General features: G+C 39.6%; 14 protein-coding genes. 4 read left to right on the top strand and 10 right to left on the bottom strand.

Translation table 11 applies throughout. From position 1 onward, the window contains the following. Positions 1 to 88 precede the first annotated feature (88 nt). The 4 genes from rlmB to carA form a co-directional block, all read right to left on the bottom strand. Positions 89 to 1,060, bottom strand: coding sequence for a 23S rRNA (guanosine(2251)-2'-O)-methyltransferase RlmB (gene rlmB / locus ACLLO5_RS08795; protein ID WP_413175079.1), 972 nt, complete (start codon positions 1,058 to 1,060; stop codon positions 89 to 91). Between the two features lie 96 nt (positions 1,061 to 1,156). After that, entirely contained in the window at positions 1,157 to 1,636 is a 480-nt protein-coding gene (locus tag ACLLO5_RS08790) for a Mini-ribonuclease 3 (protein WP_413175078.1), read from the bottom strand. A 965-nt stretch (positions 1,637 to 2,601) separates the two neighbouring features. Beyond that, on the bottom strand, positions 2,602 to 2,970 hold the full coding sequence (locus ACLLO5_RS08785; protein ID WP_413176042.1) for an STAS domain-containing protein: 369 nt from the start codon (positions 2,968 to 2,970) through the stop codon (positions 2,602 to 2,604). 175 nt (positions 2,971 to 3,145) lie between these two features. Then, complete coding sequence (gene carA / locus ACLLO5_RS08780) at positions 3,146 to 4,330, bottom strand: glutamine-hydrolyzing carbamoyl-phosphate synthase small subunit (RefSeq protein WP_413175077.1); 1,185 nt, start codon at positions 4,328 to 4,330, stop codon at positions 3,146 to 3,148. A gap of 436 nt (positions 4,331 to 4,766) precedes the next feature. On the opposite strand from carA, the gene ACLLO5_RS08775 reads away from it, so the two are divergent. Continuing rightward, positions 4,767 to 5,822, top strand: coding sequence for a TIGR02281 family clan AA aspartic protease (locus ACLLO5_RS08775; protein WP_413175076.1), 1,056 nt, complete (start codon positions 4,767 to 4,769; stop codon positions 5,820 to 5,822). Here ACLLO5_RS08775 and trpD read toward each other — a convergent pair. Beyond that, complete coding sequence (gene trpD, locus ACLLO5_RS08770; RefSeq protein ID WP_413175075.1) at positions 5,752 to 6,801, bottom strand: anthranilate phosphoribosyltransferase; 1,050 nt, start codon at positions 6,799 to 6,801, stop codon at positions 5,752 to 5,754. The genes ACLLO5_RS08775 and trpD overlap by 71 nt on opposite strands. 257 nt (positions 6,802 to 7,058) lie before the next feature. Between trpD and ACLLO5_RS08765 the strand changes: the two genes are divergently transcribed. From ACLLO5_RS08765 to ACLLO5_RS08755, 3 genes are all read left to right on the top strand, one after another. Beyond that, positions 7,059 to 7,703 carry a macro domain-containing protein gene (locus tag ACLLO5_RS08765; protein ID WP_413175074.1) on the top strand — a complete coding sequence of 215 codons (645 nt, stop codon included), beginning with the start codon at positions 7,059 to 7,061 and terminating at the stop codon, positions 7,701 to 7,703. A 175-nt stretch (positions 7,704 to 7,878) separates the two neighbouring features. Then, positions 7,879 to 9,213, top strand: a complete 1,335-nt coding sequence (locus ACLLO5_RS08760) for a P-loop NTPase fold protein (protein WP_413175073.1) — start codon at positions 7,879 to 7,881, stop codon at positions 9,211 to 9,213. Next, positions 9,189 to 14,300 (top strand): eIF2A-related protein, encoded by a 5,112-nt coding sequence (locus tag ACLLO5_RS08755; RefSeq protein WP_413175072.1) that lies wholly within the window; start codon positions 9,189 to 9,191, stop codon positions 14,298 to 14,300. Before ACLLO5_RS08760 ends, ACLLO5_RS08755 begins: the two co-directional genes overlap by 25 nt. A 487-nt stretch (positions 14,301 to 14,787) precedes the next feature. On the opposite strand, the gene ACLLO5_RS08750 is transcribed toward ACLLO5_RS08755, so the two are convergent. The 5 genes from ACLLO5_RS08750 to ACLLO5_RS08730 form a co-directional block, all read right to left on the bottom strand. After that, complete coding sequence (locus ACLLO5_RS08750; RefSeq protein ID WP_413175071.1) at positions 14,788 to 16,977, bottom strand: transglycosylase SLT domain-containing protein; 2,190 nt, start codon at positions 16,975 to 16,977, stop codon at positions 14,788 to 14,790. A gap of 356 nt (positions 16,978 to 17,333) precedes the next feature. After that, positions 17,334 to 17,936 carry a hypothetical protein gene (locus ACLLO5_RS08745; RefSeq protein ID WP_413175070.1) on the bottom strand — a complete coding sequence of 201 codons (603 nt, stop codon included), beginning with the start codon at positions 17,934 to 17,936 and terminating at the stop codon, positions 17,334 to 17,336. Positions 17,937 to 18,208: 272 nt separating this feature from the next. Continuing rightward, positions 18,209 to 18,922, bottom strand: a complete 714-nt coding sequence (locus ACLLO5_RS08740) for a response regulator (protein WP_413175069.1) — start codon at positions 18,920 to 18,922, stop codon at positions 18,209 to 18,211. A 422-nt stretch (positions 18,923 to 19,344) separates the two neighbouring features. After that, positions 19,345 to 20,457 carry a response regulator gene (locus tag ACLLO5_RS08735; protein ID WP_413175068.1) on the bottom strand — a complete coding sequence of 371 codons (1,113 nt, stop codon included), beginning with the start codon at positions 20,455 to 20,457 and terminating at the stop codon, positions 19,345 to 19,347. A 13-nt stretch (positions 20,458 to 20,470) separates the two neighbouring features. After that, entirely contained in the window at positions 20,471 to 24,943 is a 4,473-nt protein-coding gene (locus tag ACLLO5_RS08730; protein ID WP_413175067.1) for a PAS domain S-box protein, read from the bottom strand. Positions 24,944 to 24,949: the final 6 nt, after the last annotated feature.

Here is a 24,949-nt window from a genome sequence, read left to right as displayed (position 1 = left end):
GGTTTTCACCAGCTTATAAACGTGCTACAGGGTGTTAAACAATATCTTGGATTTATTTTGTTTTACATTTCTTTATACTCTTTTAGGATTATTTTTTCAAAGAAAATGTGCGTAATTTATCAAGATATAGGGTATTTAATGAGCGTTGACGATAAATTTCGTAAAGCGCCATGCCTGCTGCCACGGATGCATTGAGGCTAGGAGTCTTACCCTGTAAGGGAATTGAGACTAAAACATCACAAGATCGTTGTGTCAACATACTCAGACCATCGCCTTCAGCCCCAATGACTAAAACAGTGGAGCCGCTGAACTTCACCGTATGTATAGGTTCACTACCTGTAGCAGCAGTTCCATAAATCCAATAACCAGCTTCTTTGAGTTGTTCTAAAGCACGACTGAGATTGATCACTCTAGCTACAGGAAAGTTTTCTAAAGCACCTGCGGCTACTTTAACAACCGTTGAAGTGATCCCGGAAGCCCTTCTTTGGGGAATAACTAATCCTTGTGCGCCTATTGCTTCTGCTGTCCGAATAATTGCCCCCAAGTTATGAGGATCAGTGATCCCATCAGCAACTACAATTACGGGATCAGTGACTGATTTGGCTTGTGCAATCAGATCGTCTAATTCCATGTAGGCATAAGGAGCAATTTGTGCAGCTATGCCTTGGTGATTTGCTCCGTCGGTGATTTGGTCTAAACGCTTGGGTTCAACTTCGTCTATAACTGTGCCATTGTCCTTAGCTTGGAGAATTAAATGATGAAATCGAGGATCGTAGCGCAAACGAGCAGTAATCCAGAGACGGTTGAGTCCACGCTGATTTTCCAGCGCACTCAATACTGGATGACGACCGTAAATGAGATCGCTTTCTTCTGGTGATTTGATTGCTGGGGAGGGCAGGGAAATTTGGTGCGATGGGCGTGGTTTACTGGAGAATGGTTTACTTTCTCCCTTGGTTTGATGACGAGTAGGATTAGCTATAACGCGCTTACCTTTGATTTTTATGGGTTGCACACGCTTTGTTTCGCCAGTAGTATTGATTTTTCGTGGTTGATTAGTCATGGGATTATGATATTTAGCGGATGGGTGGGCATCACAATTAACTCAATTTAATGAACCGTGACGATTGATTTTCCTATCGGGAGATTGAGGTATTAACTATTTCTCTAGATGGATTTTTTGCAACAGTTCCATTAAACGGGGGTAATCGGTGAGATATAAATAGCCAACTAAAGTTTCTAGACTAGTTGCCTGTTGATAAATTTCGGGATTAAGTCGCTTAGGTCGGCCTGTGGCAGCATTGCGACCTCGGCGGACAATTTCTAATTCGTTACTCCTTAAATGCGGAGTCAGCGATCGCAAATGTAGGGCTTGTGTTTCTGCTCTTACCTGCGCCACTACCAAACGATGGTAACTTTCTGGCCGTTGCTGTGGCAACAGAAAGAACATTCTAACATATAGTTCATAAATTGCGTCCCCCAAGTAAGCTAAGGCAGAAGGAGAAATTTGTTGCACTTGTGCCTGGGATATTGGTTGGGGTAATTGCGCCGTGTTTACCAACAATGAGGGAATTTCCGATGAATCTGACTTTGCAACTCCATCTCCTTCATTTTTAGCTTCTTCCTCCTTGGGTTTCACCGATTAATCATTCCTTGACCTACTAAAATATCTGGGAGATTATTTTTGCGAACATTAATTTTTTATGCAGCAAACTATCTTAGCATACCTAGCATATTCAACACTAAAAAAATTACTGAAGCTGTATTTATTTTTTTAAGCTAAAAAACTTTTTAGCTTGATCAAAAAGAAGCCTCTCGCCTACCCGAAACGGGAGGCGATGAGATGAATTTTTGGGCGATGACGAGTTGACCTCCGACCATTATCAACCGTTAGGTTGATTAGGGAGTGGGGTCGAAGAGGAATCGCCCTTCGGGTTCGGCAGTTTCGACTCGACGGAAACCGCCAAGACTCGAACTGCCTCACCAGTTTTTTGGCTTGGCAGCCTATCGATCCAGTCTTCAATAAGTTGAGTAACCGTCTTTTCCTTGCTTTGTGCATAAAGTCGTAGCTTATTCAATCTGTTCTCAGAAAGCCTTAAATTTAATCTTCCAGTTTTCATGTAAAGACGTACAATGTATGTCTTTATATGTTAATATATAAATGGTCATTGACCCACTCACACGGCTGTAAACAAAATGAAGTAGCGGTACGACGCTTGCGGAGGTAACTAGCGTGAGTAAGGGGGAAGAGAATTTGCCACTGGAACGCATAGGCACACTCCACGTAGATTCTCGGATTAACAATTAAACTACCTGCGGAAGGCGGGTGGCTGCCTGGGTTCTGGCTTGTCCAGATAAAGGGGGAAACCCCAGAGATGCTACATCAGACTCGGAGCGTTTTTGGTAACGCACATTGTTCATCAATGTTCCTAACAGAGCAGTGGTAAATGAGACAGGAAGCCTACACTGTATACGAAGTATCAGTGTAGGTACTTCACATTTCTAGGTTTTGATTCTGGGTTTTTGAGCCTATTTTCTTATAAAAATTAAGCTATCCAATAAAAGCGTCTGGATAGCTTAATTTATTGTTTTTTGGTCAAGCAATCAAGACGACTTGATATTCTCTAGTGCCGCATCAACAGTTGTTTGCAGGGCTAGGAATTTTTCCAAGCGAACAAGCTTGACCGTTTGAGTTACACGAGCATTAGTAACAATTTGCAAAGTACCTGTGCTATTAGCTTGCTTGGCTAGTTGTACCAGCGCACCCAAGCCTGAGCTATCAACAAAGTCGATTTGTGAGAGATCCAGAATTATGTGCTTTGGACCTTCATCAATCTTACTGGACAGGATTTTGCGAAATGTCGGCTCAGAAAAAGCGTCTAACAAACCTGTGAGGCGGAATAGCTGACAGTTATCCCGGACTTCGCGAGTGCCTCTCAGGCTAACGGTTAGATTTAGTGGTTCAGCTATAATTCCCTCCTCGTCCTCTTAACTGAAAGTAAACGCTCAAGTATAGATAATTTTTGAGCAAGTTGTCTAGATTGGGTATTAGGGATTGGTTACTGGATACTGGGGATTGGTAAAGACTCTTACCCATTAACCATTAACTATTACCAATTACCCATCTTGCCATGTTTCTATTTTTAGCCTAAGCGATTGCGCTGGGCGCAGTGCTGGAAGCGATCGCTGCTTGACGTGCTGTTTGCATTTTTAGCACAAACTGCTCAAACAAGTAATCTGCATCGTGGGGACCGGGACTAGCCTCTGGGTGATACTGTACAGAAAATACAGGTAGAGACTTGTGACGTACCCCTGCAACGGTGCGATCGTTTAGGTTGAGGTGACTAACCTCTACAACTGCTGATGGTAATGAATCCGGATCAATAGCAAAACTGTGGTTTTGGCTGGTGATTTCTATTCGCTGTTGTAGACCTGCCGGCTGGTTTAAGCCACGATGCCCAAATTTAAGTTTAAAGGTTTCTGCCCCCAGTGCGTGACCCAATATTTGGTGTCCCATACAAATACCAAATATGGGTTTTTGGCTTTCCAGTAATGCTTTAGCAGTGCTAATGCCTTCTGTGACTGCGGCTGGATCACCTGGGCCGTTGGAGAGAAATATCCCATCTGGATTGTATTTGAGGATTTCTTCTGGTGGTGTATCGGCAGGAACAACTATCACCCGACAACCATAACTGGCTAAACGGCGTAAGATATTACGTTTTACACCAAAGTCAAGGGCAACAACGGTGAAAGTTTCGCCAATTTTAGCAACTCCCTCTGGGTTAAATTCCCAAGCAGCAGTGGTGGCTTGGGACCATTCATAAGCTGCTGGGGTGGTGACTTCCCTGACCAAATTTAATCCTGTCATGTTAGGAGCTGCTTGCACCAATTCTAATAATTCTGCTTCATCTGTGATGGAGGTAGAAATACCACCGTTCATGGCACCATACATCCGAATTTTGCGGGTAAGGGCGCGGGTGTCGATGCCGAAGATACCGGGGATTTGGTGTTGTTTGAGGTAGTCGGGTAGAGATTGTGTAGAGCGCCAGTTACTGGGTTTGTGACAGATGTTGCGAGCGATCGCACCTCTGACATGAGGTTTGTCTGATTCCTCGTCTTCGGGATTAACACCAGTATTCCCCAATTCAGGATAGGTAAAAATGACAATTTGACCGCTATAACTAGGATCAGTTAAAACTTCTTGATATCCAGTCATACCAGTGTTAAACACAACTTCCCCGATGGCGGTTCCCACAGCACCGAAAGACCAACCGTGATAAGTTGTTCCATCTGCTAAGACAAGTAAAGCTGGTATTGGTTCAGATAAAGACATAAATAATTAGGGAATAGGAGTTCAGGAGTTCAGGAGTCAGGAGTCAGGAGTCAGGAGTCAGGAGTCAGGAGTCAGGAGTCAGGAGGCAGGAGTCAGAAGGCAGAAGGATAAGAAGACAGAAGGCAGGAGGCAGAAGACAGAAGGATAAGAAGACAGAAGGATAAGAAGAAAATATTTCCCCCTGCTCCCCTGCTCCCCTGCTCCCCTGCTCCCCTGCTCCCCTGCTCCCCTGCTCCCCTGCTCCCCTGCTCCCCTGCTCCCCTGCTCCCCTGCTCCCCTGCCTCCTGCGACTGTTTATTATCCCATGAGTTCAGTGTTTTAGGCTTGGGCGGCAGTTAATTAAAAATTAAATAATCAACATTAAGCCTGGAGCATCTTTAATTCATTGGGGACGCTACACTTGGAAAGAGCAGCCAGGGCGGTTAAAACATTCACTATGCTTCAATCTTTTTTATCCCGTGCAGCCCTAATTTTTCTCTCTGGTAGTCTAGCAGTTTTGAGTGTTGCCTGTGGTGACAACAAACAGACTGCTGGTAATCATGAATCTGTGTCTGTTGGCAATTTGGCAGCGATACGGCCGCCGAATCAGAAGCTAGGGACACCATCTGCAAGCCTAAAACCGCAGCCACAAAAGGAGTCGGCTACTGAACCAAGTGCTTTGGAATTGGCGCTTGATAAAGCTCTTGGTGGTTCGAGTATCAGTCAATCTGCTCAATCTCCAGATGATTGGAATTTGGTGGTGAATAAGTTTCAGGATGCGATCGCTCTCATGCAACAGGTACAACCAGACAGCCCCAATTTTCCCTTTGCTCAAAGAAAAATTGCTGAATACCAGGATCAAATTAAATTAGCACGACAGAAAGCTGAACCCGGTAATTTGGCATCTCCAGTTACTAAACAGCCCCAGGTGGTTGTTGCTGTTCCCCAACCAAAACCGCCCAAATTACAACGTTATTCCACTCCCTACCCTAGTAGACAAACACAACCACTACCGCCACCAAAACCTGTTTTCCCTTCTTCGGAAGCTGTCGCTGATAATAATGTGGTCTTTATTGCCCCGATTAAGCGGCGAGTTGGTGGTACACCAATTGTGGAAGTTACTTTTAATGGTCGGCAACGATTTGAGATGATTGTGGATACGGGGGCTAGTGGGACGGTGATTACTCAAGAAATAGCCAGTGCTTTGGGTGTGGTGCCGGTGGGAAAAGCCAAAGCCAATACTGTTAGTTCCAAAGCTGTGGAATTCCCTGTGGGCTATCTGGAGTCGATGGAAGTTGGTGGAGTAATGGCGAATAAAGTTCCTGTGGCGATCGCAGGTGCAGAATTAGAAACAGGATTGTTAGGACATGACTTTTTTGGCAACTACGACGTTACCATCAAGCGCAATGTCGTAGAATTTCGTCCCCAACACCACTCAGAAACTAATCCCGCAGGAATTCAACTAACTGTTCCAACTTTCTCCAAGAGCTACCGCTTTGTAAAATTTCCCTAGCTAAACTCACGCCTTGAGCATGGTTAAATAAGGGAACTACACCCGCTACTTGCAACGCCAAAGCAGCATTTAGCGCCACTGCATCCTGTTGTGCCTGAGTTCCCTTACCTTGCAGCACGTTCTTGAGAATTTCGGCATTCTCCTGAACATCTCCACCCTTCAACGCTGTGATAGACGCTGGTGTTACACCTGCCTCTTGGGGATTAATGGTGGTTAACTGCACTTCACCATCAGCTAATACAGCCAAGTCTGTAATATCACCTAACCCCGCTTCATCTAATTTTTCTCTGCCATGTAAAACGATCGCCTTCTGTGTTCCCAATTGATTTAATGCTTGGGCAATTGTTTCTATCAAATTGGGATCAAACACTCCAATTACCTGGCCAGTGGGACGCAAAGGATTTACCAATGGACCAAGTAAATTAAATACTGTTCTTACCTTCAAATTTCTCCGTAATGGTGCAACTGCTTTCAGGGCTGGATGCCAGCCAGGAGCAAATAAAAACGTAATTCCCACTTCTTGAACTGCTGCTTGTACCTTGTCACTAGCAGCATTTAAGTTAACACCTAAAGCTTCTAAAACATCCGCACTTCCCGTTAAACTAGAGGCAGAACGACTACCATGTTTAGCTACGAGTACACCAGCAGCCGCAGTCACAAAAGCCACCGCTGTAGAAATATTAAACGTTGAAGCCCCATCTCCACCAGTACCACAGGTATCAACTAGGGGAATTTGGGATTGGGCTTGAGTTGTTTGTATGGAAAGAGATTTTAAAACTTCCGCCATACCTGTCAACTCTTGTGCAGAAACGCCTTTGAAGTTCAAGGCCATTAAAATTGCCCCTGATAATTCTGGGGGGACGGCTTCATTGATCCATCCTTGCATCAATTCTGCTGCTTGGGTTCGAGATAACGATTGACGGTCTAATAATTGTTGTAGCAGAATAGACCAATTAACAGTAGCTGGGGAAGTAGTCATAGCTTATACAATCTTGAATTTTAGATTTTGGATTTTGGCCGTTTGGCGAAGCCTCTGTCAAACAACTTTGGATTGTGAAACACTTACTGCATTAGCCATCCTACCGAAAAAGGGGAAACAATTTTCAGCAAAACTAACCACGAAGGCACTTTCGCGAAGAATTTCTTACAGATAGGATAGGAAGAAAAGAGGGTTTGAGAGAGTTTAGGTTTAAGTTCTGAATTACATAAGGAAATATTTATTTTTAAGGGGTAAAAGTGCGGAAAAATTCTGTTATAAAGTTAATATTATCAGCACGACAAATAAATTTATATAAAGCGTTTCAAGAACATTTTCAAAATTTGCCTGATGTCGAAATATTTAATGGCTATTTTCAAGATTTATCAGAATTTGATTGTATGGTTAGTGCTGCCAACTCTTTTGGTTTGATGGATGGTGGTGTTGATCTGGGAATTATTAACTTTTTTGGACAAGAGTTAATGCACAGAGTTCAACAACGCATTCTGAGTGAATATTTAGGAGAACAACCAGTTGGTACATCAATGATTGTAGAAACTAATCATCCTCAACACCCATTTATAGCCCATACACCAACAATGCGAATACCTATGAAAATAGCATCTACAGATAACGTTTATTTAGCTATGTGGGCAATGCTTTTGGCTGTGAGAAAGCATAATCAAAATAGTGAAAAACTTATCAAAATTGTAGTATGTCCTGGCTTGGGAACAGGAACAGGTAAAGTTCCCTATTTTGAAGCAGCAAGACAAATGTCTTTAGCGTATAAAAATTTTCTCAATCCTCCTCACCATATTACTTGGGATTGGGCTGGAGCTAGACAAGGAGAGATAATTTATGGTGGAGATATGGGATTTAAATTAAACTATGAAACAAATTCATAGGCAAAAGGTAAGAATTCAGATAGAGCAATAAGATCCCCGATTTCTGACATCAATTGATAATTTGTGGACACAATAAACAAAAGAAGTCGGGATCTGGGTATGAACGAGTTCTACAGATGAATACTTGCTGCACAAGTAATAAGTAATTGTTCTCTCCATCTCCCCATTTTTAATTATGATGCTAGATTTAGAACGATTTTATCAGGCTTGTAATCCGAGCAAACCGCTAATGCTAGAAAATGCTGCGGATCGTCTGTATTATATTGATTTTGCCTCGGTGCGTGGTGGTAAAATTATTGAGGCTTTGCTGCGAACTATTACCAAAATTTCACCGAATATTCCCACCTGTCAGTTATTTACAGGACACCTGGGTTGTGGTAAGTCTACGGAGTTGTTACGTCTGAAAGCAGAATTGGAGGAGCAACAATTTCAGGTAGTATATTTTGAGTCTACTCGTGTCTTAGAAATGGCTGATGTGGATGTGACTGATATTCTTTTGGCTATTGCTGGTCAAGTGAGTGAAAGTCTGGAAGCTATGAAAATCAGCCTCAAACCCCGCTATTTTGCGAAATTGTTTACTGAGGTGGTGGATTTTCTCCAAACACCGATAGATGTGGGGGTAGAAGCAGAATTATCGGTTGGTATTGCGAAAATTACGGCAAAAACCAAAGAAAGTCCTCAGTTACGACGACGGTTAAGGGACTATTTAGAACCACGGACAGAAAATATTTTACTTTCCATCAATCAAGAACTTTTAGAACGTGCTAATACTGAACTCAAGGCTAAGGGTAAAAAGGGATTAGTCGTTATTGTTGATAATTTAGATCGAGTGTCATCTTTTAGACCTATACCTTCGGGTAAGTCTCTGCCAGAATACTTGTTTATTGAACGAGGTGAGCAGTTACGGAAACTAAATTGTCATCTTGTTTACACTATTCCCTTGTCTTTAACTTTTTCTAATGATAGCGCCGAACTGCAACATCGTTTGGGTGGTGGAGTTGCACCAAAAGTATTACCCATGATACCTGTGTTACTGCGTTCTGGGGAAATTTACACAGAAGGATTGGAATTAATGCGGCAAATGGTCTTAGCTAGGGCTTTTCCTGACATTTTGCCGAGCGATCGCTTAAACTTAATTACAGAACTATTTGATCACCAAGAAACCTTAGACCGCTTATGTTTAATCAGTGGTGGTCACGTTCGTGATTTATTAGGATTACTATTTGATTGTTTGCGAGAACAAGATCCTCCCTTTGATAGAGAATGTTTAGAATTGGTAATTCAAAGACAAAGAGACTATCGTGCTAATGCTATTGAACCCCATGAATGGGAATTAATCTTTCAAGTAATGCGCGAACAAAGAGTAAAAGGAGATATTGAATACTATACATTATTACGCAGTTTGTTTATCTTTGAATATCGCGATCGCCTGGGAGCTTGGTTTGGTATTAACCCGGTCTTAGCAGAAACTCAAAACTTTAAATCATGGTTCAAAGAAACACACCAATAGATATTGATATTGCTAATGATCGTGCCTTACGCAGTTTAGTTAGGGCAATCTCTCTTTCTCATGGGGAATTTTCTGTGGTTTTGGTGTGTTGTAATTATGGAAGTTTGCGGGATTCAATCCTGCAAAAACTCATGGAAATTCTGGATGAATCTGACAAAATTCAAAAAGTATTATTGAAATCCAATTCTAATAGTCTTTATACAAGTATTCATGTACAAAAACAAATTCAGCAACCGACAGCATTAATGATTGTGGGTTTGGAATCGGTCGAAAGACTCGATGAACTGCTAATTTCTATTAATCAAATCCGTGATGAATTTCGCAAACGTCACCCATTTCCAATGGTAATCTGGGTAAATGAGGAAGTATTGCAAAAGGTAGTAAAATTAGCACCAGATTTTGCTAGTTGGGCAGCAACACCAATAAAATTTGCAATGAATTCTAGTGCATTGTTAAATTTTTTGCGTCAGGAAACAGACTCTTTATTTGCACTAGCTTTACATAACGAAAATCCTCAAAATCACCAAATTAAAACTGAATACTTTACCATAGAACAAGTATGGTTACGTAGTCATGAACTGCACTTCGCTATTAAAGATTTAGAAAATCGGGGTATTAATTTAGAACCGGAATTAAATGCTAGTTTACAATTTGTTTTTGGTCTAGATGATTATATTAGTGACCGCATTAATTTAGCTTTAAATCATTTTCGCCAAAGTTTACTATTTTGGTATCAGCATCAAGAAGGAAGAGAAGAAACACAAATTACTGGGGAATGGGATCGAGGCAGAATTTTAGAATGGGATAATCTGACTCCATCACCTCATATTCCCTCACTACTAACTCCTAACCTCCTCAAAAAAGGAGTTTTATTACTTTATATTGGTCTATGTTATTGTCGTCTCACTGAACAAAATCAAACAGCAAGTTATTTACATTGGCAGTCTGCTAACAATTATTTTCAACAATGTTTATATACTTTTCACATAGCTGGAAGAACAGATTTAGTTGCTGAATTTATTGGACAACTAGCAGATGTTTTGCAAAGTTTGGAAGCATGGTCAGAATTACAAATTGTTGCAGAAAAAGCTTTGGAATTGCATCAAAGTTATGGTAGTCAAATTCAACTAGCTTGTGATTATGGTTTTTTGGCACAGGTAGCTGTACAACAATCCAGATGGATACAAGCAAGCATTTTGGCACATATCGCATTACTAAAATTAGGGGAAGCACAAAAACAAAGTGATCCTTATAAATGTTTATTTCCTTTATTATTAGGGCAAATTTATTATTTAACTTTAGCTAAAGCCCAAAAACAATTAAGTGAAAAAAAAGTATCCCAGGAATATTTAGAAAAAGCCAAAACAGAACTACTAGCATCTTTAGAAAACAGTGAACATCAATATGATGCCCATCGTTATATTCGCTTATTAAGAACTTTGCGATCGCTCTATTTTGAAGCGGGGTGTTATCTGGAAGCTTATCTAATTAAACAAAAACGTTGTTCTGTGGAACAGCAGTATGGTTTCCGTGCTTTTATCGGTGCTGGACGCTTACAACCCCAGAGAAAAGTTACCAATCCTGCTGTCATGTCTGCATCGGGAAATAGTAGTATTGCTTTAGAAATTGCCGCTTCCGGTCGGGAAGGTGATATTAATAATTTAATTGACAGAATTAGCCGTGCTAACTATAAATTGATCGTCATTCATGGGCCATCTGGTGTGGGTAAAAGTTCTACCGTCACCGCTGGCTTAATACCAGCATTACAAAACCGCACCATAGGTGATCAAATTGCTTTACCTGTAATCTTACAAGTTTATACTGATTGGGTGCGGGAATTAGGAAAATCTTTAACAGAAGCCATATTCCAACATCAAGCTGCTGCTGTGACACCAGAAACTCTTCCTTGTCTAGAGATACCAATTACTATTGAGGACATTCTGCAAAAATTACGCGAAAATGCAAACCATCACTTGATTACCGTTTTAATTTTTGATCAATTTGAAGAATTTTTCTTTGGACACACAGACCGTAATCAGAAACAAGCCTTTGATAGCTTTATTAGTGATTGTCTGAATATATCCTTTGTGAAAATTATTTTATCTCTGCGTGAAGATTATTTACATCGTTTACTAGATTTCAAACATCTTTCTTCACTAGAAGCAATTAATCATAATATCCTTGATAAAAATATTCGCTATCAATTAAATAATTTTTCTCCTGAATATACAAAAGCCATTATCCACAAATTAACCGAACGTTCCCAACTGCACTTAGAACCAGCTTTGATTGATGCTTTAGTCCAAGATTTATCAGCAGAGTTGGGAGAAGTGCGTCCCATAGAATTACAAGTAGTTGGCGCACAATTGCAAGATGAACGTATTACAAGTTTATCCCAATATCAACCCCATAGACCTAATAAACTAATTGAAAGATATATCAAAGAATTAATTAAGGAATGTGGTAAAGAAAATGAACGTGCTGCTTTAATTATTTTGTATTTATTGACAGATGAAAGTAATCAAAGACCCTTTAAGACCAAAGCAGAATTATCAGCGGAATTAGCAGAATTAGAAGATTCTAATCAATTAGAATTAATTTTAAATATTTTAGTCAGTTCTGGTTTAGTTGTATTATTCCCAGATGTTCCCGAACGCTATCAACTTATTCATGATTATTTAGTCAACCTAATTCGTTATCTACAACAACAAGAATCCAGTTTACAAGCCCAACTAGATCAATTACGTGATAAAGTCGAAAATAGTCAACAAGAAATTGAACGTCTGCAAAGTGAATTGAGGCAAAAAAAACAGCAAGCTACATTAGTCGATACTCAACGTCAGCAGGGAGTAGACTTACTCACCGAATTACGAGAATTACGCAAGCGAGAAGAACTGAGTCAATTAGAAATTGAACATTTACGTGGAGAACTCAAAGAAAAAGAATTAACTGCCCAACTAGCAGAAAGTCAAGAAAAACAACGGTTAAGTGAAGCGAGATTAAATCGCACTTTAAAGATTTCTCTGGCTGCTTCTGTCGTTGCTATTCTTGGTTTAACTATCTCTGTTATTACTTCTATAAATAGTGAAATTAAAACTCTCAGTGCCTCTAGTGAAACTCTCTTTGCTTCCCAAAAAGGTATTGATGCCCTCAAAGATAGTTTAAAAGCGGGGAAAAAATTAAAACAGACTATTTGGGTAGATGCTAATACTAGAGAACAGGTGTTAACAGCCCTATACCAAGCAGTTTATGGAGTCAAAGAACGTAATCGCTTGGAAGGACATTTATCTGGAGTCAATAGTGTTAATTTTAGTCCAGATAATTCTTTAATAGCCTCAGCTAGTGCTGATACAACTATTAAACTCTGGCATCTTGATGGTAGTTTGATGAAAAATTTGTCAGGACATACAGATGTAGTTAATAGTGTCAGTTTTAGCCCTGATAGTAAAATTATTATTTCTGCTAGTCAGGATAAAACTGTGAAACTTTGGAATCACAAAGGGGAAGTATTAAATACTTTTGTTGGTCATACATCTGTAGTCAATAGTGCTATTTTTAGCCCGGATAATCAAATTATTGCTTCTGCTAGTACCGACAAAACTATAAAATTATGGAGTCGGGATGGTAAATTACTTAAAACCTTGACAGGTCATAATGGTGCAGTTTTAGGTTTAGCTTGGTCTTCGGATAGTGAAATTTTGGCTTCAGCAAGTGCTGATCATACAGTTAAATTGTGGAGTCGGGACGGTAAACTTTTAAATACATTAGTTGGATGTGAAGATGCAGTTAAAAGTGTAGCTTGGTCAACCGATGGTAAAATTATTGCTGCGGCTAGTTTAGACAAAAATATTAAATTGTGGAGTCGGGACGGTAAGTTCTTGAAAACTTTATCAGGCCATACTTCTGGCCTGACCAGTGTGAGTTTTAGTCGAGATGGTCAAACTCTTGCTTCTGCAAGTACCGATGAAACAGTGAAGCTTTGGAGTTTGGATGGTGCTTTACTGGGAACTCTCAAAGGACATAATAGCTGGGTGAATAGTGTTAATTTTAGCCCTGATGGTCGTACTCTAGCTTCTGCTAGTCGGGATAAAACCATTAAAATTTGGCGTTGGGATGATGTTTTGTTGCGAAATTCTCAAGCTGATTTTGATTGGGTGACTAGTATCAGTTTTAGCCCTAATGGTCGTATTTTAGCGGCTGCCAATCGGAATAAAACTGTAAAATTATGGAGTCGAGATGGTAAATTACTTAAAACTTTGACAGGCCATAGGGATCAAGTTTGGGGTGTAGCTTGGTCAACTGATGGTAAAACTATTGCTTCTGCTAGTAAGGATAAAACAGTTAAACTTTGGAATCAGGAAGGGACGATAATTAATACTCTGTACGGTCATCAGGACACGGTTTTAGCTGTGGCTTGGTCAACAGATGGTAAAATTATTGCCTCTGCTAGTAAGGATAAAACAGTTAAAATTTGGAGTCGAGAAGGTAAGTTACTCTCTACTTTAAATGGTCATACTGATGCTGTTAACTGGGTAGCGTTTAGCCCTGATGGTAAGTTATTAGCATCTGCTAGTGATGACAAGGTAGTTAAGGTTTGGAGTAAAAATGGTACATTGAAATATGATTTAAATGGACACACTCGGTCAGTGAATGGTGTGGCTTGGTCTCCTAATGGTCAGACGATCGCTACTGTTAGTATTGATAGTACGGTAAAACTTTGGAATCGTGATGGTAGTTTCCGTAAACAGCTATCTGGAAATGGTGATAGTTTTATCAGTGTGAGTTTTAGTCCTGATGGTAATATTTTAGCTGTTAATAGCGATGATAAAATTAGGCTTTGGAGTCAGGATGGAACTTTGTTGATGGTTTTAAAGGGTGAGAAGGATGAGTTAAGCAGTATTAGTTTTAGTCCTGATGGTAAAACTTTGGCTGCTGGTTCTGGTAATAGAACAGTAATTTTACGCAGCTTGTCTGAGATTAAGCTGGATTTTTTAATCAAACAAGGCTGCGGATTACTAAAAGATTATTTACAGAATAATCCTAAAACGGTGGCAAGCGATCGCTCTTTGTGCAGTCATGGATTGTAACTTTACTTGCTGGTTAGGTGGTTAGCGACCTCTTCCAACGTTTGAACCAAATTTTCCAAAGTGTCTATGTTCGATTTGTCTTCATTGGAATCACTCTTATCAGTAGAAGCTTGAGATTGGTTCTGAGTATCATTTTGGTCGATAAGCTGCATAAATTTTGACCCCTAGAGTGATTAACATGATTGAACTTGATGGGATCATCATAAATCACATACGGATGAAAATACTTACGTAAGATAGTTTTTTATGTAATTTTTAAGGTAAACCTCAGTAACTTCACTATTACTTTACAAATTATACTCAGAATAGGAGGCAGAAGGCAGAAGGCAAAAGGCAGAAGGCAGAAGGCAGAAGGATAAGAAGAAAAGATTTCCCCCCTGCCCCTCTGCTCCCCTGCTCCTCTGCTCCCCTGCTCCTCTGCTCCCCTGCTCCCCTGCTCCCCATCTCCCCTGCCTTGCCCCAACGACAATTTTTAACGTCAACCTACTTACTGTGTTGGTAATTTTGGTTGTTCTGCTGAGTATTTAGCCACTAAAGCGGAAATTGATGGGTTATACAAACGCAGATAGTTCCAGTAGTTACCTAATACTTGCCTGACGTAATTTCTAGTTTCACCAAAGGGAATTTCTTCTACAAACTCATCTGGGTCTTGTTTGGGTATGGTTTGCAGCCATTTGGCAACGTTACCTGGGCCTGCATTGTAACTAGCGATCGCTAACATGGAATTATTACCATATTGCTGATGAGTATGATCCAAATACCATGTACCCAGCATGATGTTATCATTGGGGTTTTCCAAATCAATGGTTTTCATATCCACATTGATTTGTGGGGCTATCCAAGCCGCTGTACTGGGCATTACCTGCATTAACCCAGTTGCACCCACTACAGATTTAATTTTGGGCTGAAACATCGACTCCTGCCGCATCAAAGCTGTCACTAGAAGAGGATTCATTCGACGTGCTGTAGACCATTTGGCAATCTCTTGGAAATAGGGGAAAGGATAGCGGGCTTGCCAATAAGTAATTTGTTTACTTAAAGCTGCATATTCCTCTTGTTCAGCGGGTGTTTCCCGATCTTCCAATTTAGATATCTTGGCAATACCAGAGAGATTTTCACCCTTGGCTAACCGCATCAATCCTTCCGTAAATTGTTCGGCTACAGTCGGTTGGCTTTTGTTCTTAAATGCTGTTTCCCACTCAAACCAAGCATCTCGGTCTTGTCCCAATAAATACAACTCTTTAAAAGCATCTGACCCCGCTGTTGGTACAGGACGTTGCGGTGGAATAATTTCCGGGTTCATCAACCGCAGATTATTAAAATCACCGACATCCAAACCTAAAATGCTGGCAGAACGCCATGCATAATAAGATTGGGGAAATTGGCTAAGTACGTATTTGTAAGCATTTTGGGCTTCCTGTTGTTTTCCCAACATATTTGCCCATTTACCTACCCAAAAACTTGCTCTGGGTGCCAAAATACTTTTAGGATTTTCTGTAGCAATTGGTTGCGCCCATTGCCATGCACCTACGTAATCTCTAGATTTAGCTCTATTGAGGGCTGTTTTCCAACGATATTCTGCTGCTTCTTCAGAGTTGCTGTACCTACCTAACAGTAATTTCCAAACTGTATTAGCTGATTGGTTATCTTTGAGAGTTTCCAATAATTGGGCTTTTTGTACCAGTGCGGTAGGTGCTTGTTTAGGAAACTTATTAATAATTTGGTCAAGGTAAGGTAATGCAGCTTTACCTGGAGCGATTTCTGCTAATCTTAATAGGGCTGTTCCTGTTTCTTCGGCAGTGGGAAATTGTTGTACCTGTTGTTTATAAAGAACTACTGCTTGATCGCGCTTTTTATCTAATTGCAATCCTCTGGCCGTGCGGTACAAATTTTTTGCTGTTTTTGGCGCTTTAGCATAAGCCGTAGCCGCTTTGGTAAATTGATTATTGTCCCAATATACTGAACCAATTAATTCCCAATCTGCTGGTGTGAGTTGAGGCTGTTTCACCAGCTGATCTAAAATTCCCACAATTCCCGGCTCATCAGCAGCGTATTTGGCTAAGATTAATTGTAACTTGGGTTGATTGGGATTATCTTGTAGGCGTTTGCGGATAATTTCCCAAGTGAGGGGATGGGAAGGAAATTGTGCGATCGCCTGATCATGTAGTTTTGGTTGTCCAATCAAATATATAGCCTTAACTACCGCAGCTTCTTGGGGATAATCTTTCACAACCTTTTGCCGCAGATCCGAAGCCTTACCCTTCTCACCCAGAATATCTTGCGCCTGGGCTTGTTTGAGCAAAATATAAGCTGCCAAAACAGGATACTCTTTCTCCAGCCCTTCCAGTAAACTTAGTGCTTTTTCCCCTTGGTCAGTTTCAATGTAATCACTTGCCAACAAATAACGGGCTCGTTCCTTATCAGGAGAACTGCCTTTCTCAGTAATTTCAATGAGTTTTGCTGTTCTTTCCGGTAAAGATTGAGATACTAAACCAAATACAATTGAATTGGTCTTATTCGATTCAGATAATTGCTCTGGCTTATTCTGACTCAAATTTAACCATTTACTTAGGGTTTTTCCAGCTTGTGGGGCTGATACCATACCCCCGACTAAAAAGGCACATAGTCCTGCACCAGCAATCAGATAAATTTGCTTGTTTTGTAGTTTCTTCAGCATGGATACTTGCTGTTAGCCTAGTGTCTCGAAGAGAAAGATTCCGATCAATTTCCTGTCACTCTAACACTACTAGCTGGAAATGTTATCACTTTTGAGTTGTAGATTCGGGATTTTTGGGTCAAAACACCAAATTTAGCAATCAGCAGTAATATCGTGTCCGGATTTGACCTTATTTAATTTGCCATCAACTTTTATAATTCATCTGCAATCTGCTTAATTTGAATGTTTTCCTTTGGTGGTGGGCTGGATAAAAAAGAATATCCTAGTTCAAAACTTTCAGATGACGAATTAACACCCCTATTGGATTGATCCCTTGAGTAATTAGCCGGAAAAGCATTGCCAATCCAAAATCTAATTTAGATAGGATTACTATTTTTGGGTAACAAAGTAAACGAATCACAAAATCCCATAATACTCTTGGTTAAATATTTTTGCTTTTTTTTAGTAGTTTCAGCACTGACTTGATATAACCTTTTTTCTACTAAAAATATTCTGTGTTTAATAATTTTATCACCAGGTTTTGTATAATTAATTTCTTTACCTAAATAATCACCTAAACTAATTTTAGTTTCACTGATTAACGTACCATTCGCATTTTGTAAAGCTGTCTTTTTTCCAGCATCTATAGCTTGCTCTACAAGATTATTACGTTTCAATATCTCAATGTAATCTTCTGGATAATCAATATAAGAAACTGTATATTTCACTTCATCTTGTGGACGTTCAACTGTAAATATATTTACCTCAACCGCACCATTTTTAGTATTAACTTTTTGTTGGGATTGTATCGGTGTACCAGGCATTAAAATACTGAATCCACCTGCTGGGGAATAAAATCTCTTCCAAATAGATTGAGCGATTTTTAGCGCCTGATTAGCTGATGTTGGTGGAATGATTGTGATGTATCCACTTAATAAAATAACCACTGCAAGAGAGCAAGGTAAAAATCTGGCTTTCATTATGGTTTAAGGATTTATGTTATGAGATGCCAAAAATGAATAAATCGTGGGTAAGTGAGTAATAAGTCATTAGTAATTGGAAAAAACTTTTGACTCTTGCCTTCCCTGTTACCTATTACCTATCTTGAGATATTGGATTTACCGTCAAAATTCATTTGACAGGCGACAAGAACAGCATGGCGTAAATAGAGTAACCATTTACAATAAACGAAAAGCTTACTCCATAAGATTTTTGACTTTTGGCTTCTGCCTTGCGGTACTGGTAAAATAGGTTAACTAATCAACTTCCATCTTTGCAGAAGTTTAGTATTTTCCGGTGTCAACAACTTTTGAAGATTTTCAATTTCATTCAGAATTTGAATTTCGCGGGCGCATTCTTCTTGTAACACCATCAGATAACGTGCGCTATCTTCCTCTGATTGCGCTTGCTTAAGCATATAAATTGCCATGTTGATATTAGAAAGAGGATTGCGTAAATCTTCTGTGATTTTGGACAGTAATTCAGCTTGTAATGATGATATTTTTGCAGTTTCGTCCAGTTTTTGTTGAGTTGTGTGAACTTCTTTTTCGAGAGTTTTTTTGTGTTTGCCTTGCTCTATATATTGTTGATTGAAGGTTTCCCTCCGTTCTAAGCGGGTAGCGATCGCTCGCAAGAGTTCATTTGTCTCAAAGGGTTTTGTTAAATAATCATCGGCTCCAAGTTCCATTCCATACCGTTGATCAAGTCGATCAGCTTTAGCAGTAAGGAAAATAATCGGGATCATGGCAGTGATTTTATCTTCACGTAAACTGGACAATACACCATAACCATCTAATCCAGGAAGCATGACATCACACAAAATTAAATCTGGAAGTTGATTTTTGGCTGTCTCTGCTCCAATTTGACCATCAGCAGCAGTAATGGTTTCATAGCCACTCTGCTCTAATATGAGCTGAAGGTTATTGCGAATTTGGGTCTCGTCTTCAATTATTAAAATCTTTTTCATCGAAATAGCAATATTTTCAAGTATGTATATATTTGTGATCAACAATATTTTATTATCTATTGAACCCATCTTTCCTGGTTTTGAACATTAATATACATTTTTTCTTTGATCTAGCACCGCAGGGCGGAAATCAAAAGTCAAAAGTCAAAAGTCAAAAGTCAAAAAACTTATTCTATAGGCCTTTCATTGACTTGGAATAGTTGGGTTATTTACGCCGCGCTGTACTAGTACCTTACTCCATAAATAGAGCAATTCCTTAGCATAGACACAAAGCTTACAAGTTAAGCTTTGTATCTTCTCTTTTTCACAAATACAATTTACGCTTTAACGGGGATATGGCTTGTAAAGTTTAGCTTCTGCCTGAAGGTGCAGATTAGAAAACTCTGTTAAGAGTTCCTTGTTTAAATTTTAAATTTTAATTTTTAAATTTTAATTTCGCTTTGCGTTACCACCCTAGCATTTGTGCTGATCTCGACGCTAAATATTGCACCAGTCGGGTAATTATTTTCCACAGTTATTTGCCCACCATGAGCTTCAACCACCATTTTACAAAATGCCAGACCCAAACCAGTTTGGTTAATACCCTGAACAACATTTCCTATTTCATACTTCTGGAAAATCATATCTCGTAGTTCTTCACTCACTCCTGTGCCTGTGTCAATCACCTGAATCTTAACTTCGTTAGGCAAGGGATAATTTGCTTTTAAGATGATTTGACTATTACTCGGTGAAAACTTAATAGCATTGGATATAAGATTATCTAAAACTCTTCTAAAGAGTGCTGAATCTAAACTCACACTACCACCAGGCGCGGGCAAATCCCCTATCAGTTTGATGTTATTCTGCGCTGCTAACAACTCGAAATCTGTTAGCACAGAAGTACACATCTGATACAAATCAACTTCTTTTTGGTATAGCTGCATCCTGCCATATTCCAACTTGGCCATAAACAGCAAATCGTTAATCATAGATTGCAGTTGTCGTGAACCAATAATAATTTGGTCAAGTTTGGATAGCTGACTTTCTGATGATAATTTGGGGAATTTGAGAATTTCCGCACACAGTACAATATTGGTTAATGGATTACGCAGATCATGCACAATCATGTTTACCATATCTTCTCGCAAATGTATGAGTTCTTGAAGGTTGTCATACTGTCGCTTCAAGCGCAACATCGAGCGAATTCTTGCTTGCAATTCAGTTTTATTGACAGGTTTGCTGATAAAATCATCAGCACCAGCAGCTAGGCACATCCCTAAATCTTCTTTAGAATTGAGGGCTGTCACCATGATGATGGGAATATGCTGCCATTGGAGATGATTTTTAATTTTTTTGCAAACCTCAACGCCATCCATATCTGGCATCATTACATCTAATAAAATCAAATCTGGTTGCATGACACTCATGCGTTCTAGAGCTTTGATTCCACTGGAAGCATAGTTAATATGATATTGCTCATGGAGTAGTAAAGCTTCTATGACATCAAAGTTATCTGGTTCGTCATCAATAACAAGAATTGAAATTGGTTTATCCATCTTTATATTCCCTTTATATTCCCTGTATATTCCCTTTATAGTCTTGTGATTTATCCAAAAAACTTTGAATTGTATCGACTAATTGCTTGAGTCTGACAGGCTTAGATAAATATTCATTAATTCCAGCCTGAATACATTGTTCCCTATCTCCAGGCATAGCTAACGCAGTAAGGGCAATAATGGGAATATTTTCTAAAGATTTATTTGCACGAATTTGACGGCTGGCTTCTAAACCGTCCATTCCTGGCATCTGAATATCCATTAATATCAACTGAGGTGTTTGGGTTTGGGCTAGTGTAATAGCCTCTGTAACACTTCTAGCCACTAGCAAGCGATAGCCGCGACTAATGAGATAATCTGAAACTGTACTAATATTCGCTTCGTTATCTTCCACCAAAAGAATTAAGGCATTAGCGTTCACAGGTCTGGTATTAGATATTAGCCTTGAATAATGATGTTCATTCTCATCTCTTGTTGGACTCTGGTTATCAGTAGTTAAAAGCTGTTGAGGTGCAGGTTGATAAGGTAACTTGACGGTAAAACAGCTGCCTTGACCAAGTGTGCTTTCAACGCTGATGCTGCCACCATGTAATTCTGTAATTTGTTTAACCAAAGCTAAACCTAAACCTGTTCCACTGTATTGGCGATTTAGTTTTGTATCAATTTGGACAAAATATTGAAACAATTTGTGGATATTTTCTGGAGCAATACCAATGCCTGTATCCATAACGGAAAACTGAATAGCGGTGGTTTGATTGACTTGAGTCCAAGCTGGTTCTAGTTTTACTACTAAACTGATATTACCACCTTCAGGTGTAAATTTAATTGCATTGCTTAACAGGTTGGTCAAAACCTGACACATATATCTTTGATCAACATAAATGTCTGCCAACCCTTCTGGAACATTGACTCTGAGATCAAGACCTTTTTGAATTGCCTGTTGACGAACCAGGGTGATACTGGATTGACAAAGGTAAAAAACTGATACAGCTGCTGGATGTAACTGAAGTTTGCCAGAGGCGATTTTTGTGAGGTCAAGAATATCATTAATTAAAGCCAACAAGTGTTTACCACTGCGTTCGATGGTTTCTACTGCACGTCGTTGCTGAGGGTTAATTTCTCCAAATATGTGATCTTGTAGCGCCTCAGCCATCCCTAAAATTGCATTCAGGGGGGTACGTAGTTCATGACTCATGTTGGCGAGAAATTCGTCTTTTGATTTGGTGGCTATTTCTAGTTTTTCGTTAGCTATTGCCAGCTGATCATTACGCTGACGTAAGTCATCTTCCATGCGCTTGCGGTGGCTAATATCTGCACGAATTGCTAGGTATTGTAATGGATTACCTTGCCCATCTAAAAATGGTACAATTGTTGAATATACCCAGTAGTTAGTTCCTGATTTTGTCCGGTTACAAATTTCTCCACGCCACACTTGACCACTGGTAATGGTTGACCACAAATTGGTAAAAAACTGTGGTGGGTGGTAATTAGAATTGACCAAACGATGAGTATTACCAATTAATTCTGTTTGGGAATACTCGGAAATTCGACAGAAGTTTTCATTGGCATAGGTAATAATGCCTTTGGGGTCAGTAATAGCCACAATAGAAGCTTGATCCATAGCATATTTAAAATCAGATAGCTCTTTGAGCGTTTTTTGTAGAGCTTCGTCTGACTGCTTTTGGTGGGTAATATCTTTGGCAATGCCTACAAACCCAGTAATATTGTTTTGGGCATCTCGTAAAGCTGTTACAGATAGAAGCACGGGAAATCGAGAACCATCTTTGCGAATGTATGGCCATTCTTCTTCATTAACAACTCCTTCCCTGGCTTTGATTGTAAATACTTCAAAATCAGGAGCAATTGGTCTACCTAGTTCCTGAGAAAGAGTAATTGCTCGTTGCTGTAATTTTTCTGGGTCATGAATCAGTGCTGGTGTATGGATACCAATTACTTCTTCTGGTTTATACCCTAATTTAGTTTGGGCAGCCGCATTAAAAGTTTGAATAATGCCATCTACAGATGTGGAAATAATCGAATAGTCAACTCCATCTAAAATTGCTGTTTGTAATTGAGTGACACAGAGTAAATTCTTTTCTGTCTGTTTACGTTCAGTAATATCTTTTTGTATAAGTAATATATATTCTGGCTGGCTTTCTGTGTTATAAACTATAGAAGCAGAACAATTCAGAATGTGGATGCTGCCATTTTTGGAAATAAACTCCACTTCTTTTTCATCTGTTCCATTCGCCAATAAAATGGGGATTCTATCTATAATTAGTTGTTGGGATGGGAGCGAGTAAAAAGATAGATTTTGTTGTCCTATTAATTCGTTTTCACTATAGCCAGATTTTTCGAGTACTGCTCTATTTACCTCTAGAATAATGCCATTCATGTCCAGGAGGTAAATAAAATCAGGAGCAGCTGTAAACAGAGTGAGAAATCTCTGTTCGCTTTGCTGGAGTGCTAATGTGCGTTCCTTTACTCTAGTTGCTAGTTTTTGATTGAGTGCTTTTAAAGAGGCTTCTGCTATTTTCCGATCATTTATGTCTTGGAGGACGACAATAAAATGTTTTGGTTTACCAGTAGAACTTCTTAATAAGGTGACGGTTAAATTCCCCCAGACTACTGTTCCGTCTTTACGAATGTAGCGTGTTTCTCGATTAATGGTTTGAATTTCACCGGACAGTAGTTTTTTGATACCTTCTACATCTGCTGCTAAATCTTCAGGATGGGTGATGCTTTGATAATTCAGGGATAGTAGTTCAGCTTCTGAATAACCTAAAATTTGACAGTAGCTCTGATTGACTAGCAGAAATTGTCCATCTAATGCTGTATGGCTCATGCCTACGGCAGCTTGCTCAAAGGTAGTCCGAAATAGTTTTTCGCTTTCTCGTAAAGCTGATTCTGCTTTGAGACGTTCTTGTAATTCAGTTTGAGATTTTTCGTAGGCTTTGGCTTGCTGAATTGCGATCGCTATTTGTACTGCTAATCGCTCTAAAATTTCTAAGTTGGATTCTTCCCATGGAGAATATTTAGCACATTGATGGCCAATTAATAAACCCCATAACTGATGTTCTACCAGAATTGGCACTACTAAATTTGACTTGACCTGATACTGAGCTAACATTTGTTGATAACATTCTGAATAGCCCACTTCATGGACATTAGCCACAGCTAAGTACTGACCTTGGAGATAAAAGCGTGCGGAATTGGCTTGAAAACAGGGATCATCAATTTGATGATAGAGTGATGGAGTCCAACCTGTTGCCACTGATTCGGCTACTACTTTACCGCTATCATGGGTTAGAAACTGGTAAACTAAGACGCGATCGCACTCCAGCAACTTTCGCATTTCCATGACAGATACATCTAAGATTTCCTGTAAATTGAGGGATGAGCGTATCCTTCCAGCTACATCTGCTAATAATCGTTCTTGTTGAGCTTGATATTTCAATTCCTGGGTGCGCTGTTGAACAGCTGTTTCTAGTTCAGCATTACGCCTTTCCAGCAATTCTAGTTTTTCTCTTTCCAGGCGGTTAATTTTTGTTGTTAATAACTTCACCTGTTTGTAAATTTCTGTAGGATTGAGAAGTTGCAATAGGGTGCTTTGGGATAGTATTCCCTGTAATTCCCCTTGATTGCCAGTAACCAGAATATAGCGAATTTGCTTTTGCTCCATCAGCAACCGCGCCGACCACAGCGAATTTTGAGCAGTTAAGGCAAATATTCTTCTACTCATCACAGCTTGCGCTTGGACTTGCTCTAAATCCAGTTTTAAAGTGTGGAATTGTACTACATCTTTAGCAGTGATAATGCCTACAGGTATCAATAAGGGAGAATGGTTTAGAGATAAATTGTGAGATCCTGGATTTTGTTCCTGTTCAGTAACAATTACAACGCTGCTAACGCCATACTTTGCCATCAACTCAATGACACTCAAAAGACTAGCTGTAGTTGTTGCATGGATAACATTTTGCGTCATTACCTCCGCAATTAAACGTAATCTCAGCAACTCGACTGGGCGTAATAATTTACGTAAACTTTCATAAGTGATAAGTCCTATCACCTTGCCATGATCATCTAATAATGGCAAATAACGAATCTGATGTTGTTGTAGTAAATTTAAGGCGACAAATACACTATTAAATTGAGACTTATACAAGGTAATAACGGAACTGGCCATCACCTCACCTATCCTCACTCCTATGAGTGATTTCCTCTCTGCACTCAGCCTGATCAAGTTTTGCTCAGTAAAAAGTCCCACCAAAACGTGATTATCAACAACTAAAACGCAACAGTTGCTGTTTTCTTCAGGTAAAGACGAATCGCTAGGATCAGTATTTTCTGTTAAAGTGCAACTGATTTGCGTTGCACTCATTAATACCAAAACTTCTGTTAACAGTGTCTCGGAAGAAACAATCAATGGGTCGTAAGTAATTGCCTGTTCCAGGTTAAACTGGGTTTTGGCTAAATTAGGGGTCATCCGATT

This window comes from Anabaena azotica SJ-1 (assembly GCF_047275885.1).
In the GTDB taxonomy this organism is placed as follows: domain Bacteria; phylum Cyanobacteriota; class Cyanobacteriia; order Cyanobacteriales; family Nostocaceae; genus Trichormus_B; species Trichormus_B azotica_A.
The sequence above is the reverse complement of the archived record's forward strand: the minus strand, read 5'-3'. Positions and strand labels throughout refer to the sequence as shown.